Raw genomic sequence first — 4,462 nt, forward strand, 5'->3', positions numbered from 1 at the left:
GACCAGTTATCTACGGAAACAATGTCTTTAAACTGAATTAAATCTGCGAATTTGGAGCCGTCAGATGAAAACTGGTAAAGCCAGTTCCAGTTGACCTGCATCAGATCCGGAGCCGTTCCGCCTGCCAGCTGGGTAGCCACCTTATCGGTCCAGCCATCCCAGGAGGAGTATTCACATTCTACGGTTACCCAGGGATATTCCTGTTCAAATGCCTCGACGGCCGCCATAGTCGCCTTATGTCTCGTCTCCCCGCCCCACCAGGAAAACCGCAGGGTAACAGGTTCTTTTCCGTCCGTCGTGGATGCGCCTCCCGCAACGGTGGCCGCCTCCTGCGACGTCTGTGCCGTAGTCTGTGTCGTCTCTTTCGCGGCATTGCCCCCGCATGCCGTAAGTGATGCTGCCATTGCCGCGGCTAAAACCGCAGCTGTCATTTTTTTCATCATGATCTTTCCCTCTCCTTTTATCGGTTACTGCGCTTTTTTTGCTTCCAGCTCGGCTTTCGTCAGCTCAATTTCAAACCAGACGTAGTTTACATTTTCATCCTCCTTGATTTCGATGGCATGCTCAATATCGGTCGGTATAAACGCCCAGTCTCCCTCATGAAGCTCGATTTCCTCATCCGCCGCGCGGTAGATAAACTTCGTTCCCGGCATTCCGTAATACCACTGATATAGGTTATCATGGCTGTGAGGAGCCGCCTTGTTCGGTCCTTTACCGATGATAGCGCCCATGGTCATGCGGGTGAGGAAATGGGTATCCAGAATGGAAAGCGCCTTGATGCCTTCCGGACGGAAGCCCTCGATATATTCGATACAGCCGCTTAATGGACAGAATCTCGGCAGCGCAATGTGCCAGTGATCAAACTGCTCGTAATCCTCCGGAAGCATGACAGAAGTCAGCTGTAAAAATTCCATGTCTGTTGCGGCGTGTAAGATATTCGTTTCTTTGTCCATGTTTGGGATTAACAGAGAAGGTTCTTCGATATTAAACGCCTTCTTCGGTGTGGCCACATAGCCTTCGCCCCTGGTAAAGTAGTAAATCTGTGTCTGATCGCCAAAGGTTTCCAGCGTAACCACGGTACCGGCTGCCACTTTGCATTTGAAGGTATGTACGCCGTCTACCATCCCCGGAAGCATCTCCGCTCTTAAAATTCCGTTTCCTGCTGTCTCAAATTTCATATCTTCTTTTTTCTGGTAATGAATCACTGACATCTTAAATAACCTCCCTAATTATGTTTCATATAATCTTTCCAGAGAGATTGATAATCCGTTAAAACCTCCTCCCGGCTCAAATCGCCGGTCAGATAAAAGCCCCAGAGTTCGGCACTCTTATTTTTCAGTTCTCCGGGAAGGCAGTTTACCACGTCGAGCGCGGTTCTGCCTTCCTTGATGCTTTTCTTTACTTCGGCCGCCAGAGGGGACAGCCCCTCCAGGCTTTCGTCATTCATGGCCATGACCGGAAGGCAGCCCATTGTCTCTCTTAAATACCGGGATGCCTCTGTTGAAGTGGCGAGCCAGTATAAGAATTCCTCGGCTTCCTTCGGATGACGGCTGCTTTTCACCACAGACAGTGCCTGGACTTCCACGATCAGCTTATTTCTCTCCGCTTCCTCGTAGATGGGAATCGCTCCGATGGAGATCTCCCGTTCCAGAGCCGGTTTGGACTTTGCCAGAACCGGCGCGAGCCAGCTGCCCTCGTCATTCAGCATTGCGTATTTTTCGATGAAGAAGTAATCTCTTGCGGTCGGGGCTCCGGTTGTTAAGGAATCCCGGTTACCGAAACGCAGGGTCAGATCAAAATAGTCCGCCAGCGCCTGCCAGTTCTCTTCATACTCCTGCTGACGGTCTTCCTCTAACAGGGATTCCATATATGCGGTGGGATTGTCCTCCGCCATCGCAGGAAGCATGAATAAGTTGTTGGCCATGGTAAGCAGCGTTTCTTTATAGTGGTTCATCATGGGCTTTATGTCCTGTTCCTCCAGATCCAGACATAACTGTTCGAATTCGGATTTCGTTTCAGGAAAACGCTCCCATCCGGCTGCCCTTAAAAGCTTCTGGTTATAGGCGATACCGATCCCCTGAATCTGGAGCGGTACCGAGTAGACCGTTCCCTCCAGACTTCCCATGGTGCGGTACGGCATCGGAAGCTCCTGCAGTACGTTTTGATCTTCCAGCGGAAGCAGATGGTCCTTCCACTCTTCCATGGAACCCTCGAAGCCGACGTAGATAATATCCGGAAGCTTCTGAGATGCCAGGCTGACCCGCAGCAAATCGGAATACATACTCCGGTCCACCAGATTCCATTCGATGCTCCCGATCTCCGGGTGCTCCTTTCTGTACAGATCCGACAGTTCCTTCACATATCCGCTCCATTCGGAAGACGGCATGCTCACGGTAAGTACAATTCCTGGTTCTGCGGCTGCTTCTGCCGCGCCGGTTTCTGTGTTTTGACTTTTGCATCCCGCTGCAGCCAGCACAATACCTGCTGTTATGAAACCGATTATAATCCTTCTCTTCATCGTAAATACTCCCCCTGATGTGTAGTTGTCACCTTATTCTTTTATAGTATACCATGACAGTTACAGGGGCGGAAACTAAAAATAACCATCACTCTGTTTCCTGGATTTTCTCTCTCTTTCTTTGTTGTGCCTTCATTGTAATAGAACGTGACTTCTTTTTACACTCATGTTTTTGATATGATAGGAGGACTATTTTGACTTCATGGTCTTTCGCGAATTTACTGTTTATGGTAGAATGGTGCCAGATAACTGTGTTTTGGGGGAAGTAAGTATGAACAGTCAGCGTTTTGTCAGTATCCGAATCAAATTATTATCTCTGCTCTTTATCTGCATTCTCGTTCCGTTTCTGGTATACTGGTTTTTTTCCTATGAGTATATCAAAACGTCACTGGACGATGAGTTCGTCTCTCAGACGACCGATACGATGCGCGCCACCGGAAACAGTATTTCCGATTACGTGAAGCTGGTGGATTATACGGCGCGCGGCCTCTATTTCAACTCTGAGGTCATGGACATCCTGTCGGAAAAGGAACAGTCTGTATCCAGCTACCGCCTGCTTCAGACGGAGTCCCGCATCTTCGATTTCCTTCAGACCCTTTATTCCAGTGTGCCAGATGCCTCACAGATCCAGCTTTCCGCATTTAATTTAAAAAAGTCCCTGCTGCTTCAGTCCGATATGCAGCGGTATGAAAAGGACCATATCTATTTAAGCCAGGAACGGCGTTTCCCATGCGAACCGTACCACTCCTATGTGACGTCGGCCCACATGCAGTCCAACTATAATTTTCAGGAGCTGTCGGGGCGGGAATTTTCCCTGGTTTTTTCTCTGCATATGCCCATTTATCAGATTCCTTCCGTCACCGATTCCCTGGGAGAGATTACCATCGACATTCCCATATCGGTTCTGGATTCCATCTGCTCTCCCCTGTTCAAGGAAAAGGAGTACCTCTGCCTGGTGGATGGAAATGGCAGCTACGTCTACAGCAGCACTCCCGCAGAGATCGCCACACAGACCCGCAATCCGGTTATTCAGGATATCCTCTCCTCTTCCCTGGAGCCTGGCGTCCCGCTGGTTCTCGACACGGATTCCGAGGACATCGTCATTTGCAGCCGCATTCTGGAGGATCCGGTGGACTGGTATTTAATCAAGATATCTCCGAAAGCCTTTGTCTATGAAAAGGCAAGCCGCTTCTTCCACATGATGCTTTACTCCTTTATCATCGTGACTCTTGCGGAGATTCTTCTGATCGTCATAACCGTCATACGTTTTACCGCGCCGATCCGAAAGGTGACAGCCTACGCGGAAGCCGTCAGCGCCGGTGATCTGGATGCCAATATGTCGTCCTACATCACTTACACGAAAAATGACGAGATTGGCTCTCTGCTCATCACGATCCGCAAGATGATGTACTCCATCAAAAACTTTATCATTCACCAGTACCAGCTGGAGCTGGCAAACCGGACAAGTGAATTAAAGGCCCTTCAGGCCCAGATCAATCCTCACTTTATCCACAATACGCTCCAGTGCCTGGCGACCAATGCCCTGGAGGGCGGCAATCTGCCTCTGTACCAGTCCATCACGGCCCTGGGACAGATGATGCACTACTCCATGGACACCGCTCACAATCTCGTGCCCATAAACGATGCGCTCCATTACATCGAGCTGTATTTAAAGCTGCAAAAGCTGCGTTTTCCCAACACGCTGGAGACAGAATTTGACATATCCGATGAGGCAGGCGCCATGCTGATTCCGAAGATGACGCTGCAGCCGCTGGTTGAAAACTCGATCCGGCACGGTAATCTTCTGAAGCTTGACAACAGACGCCTGACCATACGCGCTTTTGTGGAAGGCAATTACCTCCATTTGTTCGTCAAAGATACCGGAACCGGCATTTCTGCTGAAAGACTGGAGGAGCTCACGCGCTCGCTTCAGCAGGTAAAGGC

The 4,462-nt window shown here is 49.8% G+C and carries 4 protein-coding genes; 1 reads left to right on the forward strand and 3 read right to left on the reverse strand.

Features of this window, described 5'->3' with window-relative positions; genetic code table 11:
* The 3 genes from ACLTD4_RS32985 to ACLTD4_RS32995 form a co-directional block, all read right to left on the reverse strand.
* A partial coding sequence (locus tag ACLTD4_RS32985; RefSeq protein ID WP_412331932.1) for an extracellular solute-binding protein occupies positions 1-443 on the reverse strand: 443 nt, incomplete at its 3' end.
* A 24-nt stretch (positions 444-467) separates the two neighbouring features.
* Positions 468-1,211 carry a cupin domain-containing protein gene (locus ACLTD4_RS32990; RefSeq protein ID WP_412331933.1) on the reverse strand — a complete coding sequence of 248 codons (744 nt, stop codon included), beginning with the start codon at positions 1,209-1,211 and terminating at the stop codon, positions 468-470.
* Positions 1,212-1,225: 14 nt separating this feature from the next.
* Entirely contained in the window at positions 1,226-2,518 is a 1,293-nt protein-coding gene (locus tag ACLTD4_RS32995; protein ID WP_117620778.1) for an ABC transporter substrate-binding protein, read from the reverse strand.
* Between the two features lie 271 nt (positions 2,519-2,789).
* Here ACLTD4_RS32995 and ACLTD4_RS33000 point away from each other — a divergent pair.
* On the forward strand, positions 2,790-4,462 hold a 1,673-nt coding region (locus ACLTD4_RS33000), incomplete at its 3' end, for a sensor histidine kinase (protein WP_412331934.1).

The organism is Hungatella sp. (genome assembly GCF_046966825.1).

Bases quoted from the DNA above. Each gene is read 5' to 3' on its own strand.
- ACLTD4_RS32990 (WP_412331933.1), bottom strand. From the start codon at position 1,211: ATGTCAGTGATTCATTACCAGAAAAAAGAAGATATGAAATTTGAGACA.
- ACLTD4_RS32995 (WP_117620778.1), bottom strand. From the start codon at position 2,518: ATGAAGAGAAGGATTATAATCGGTTTCATAACAGCAGGTATTGTGCTG.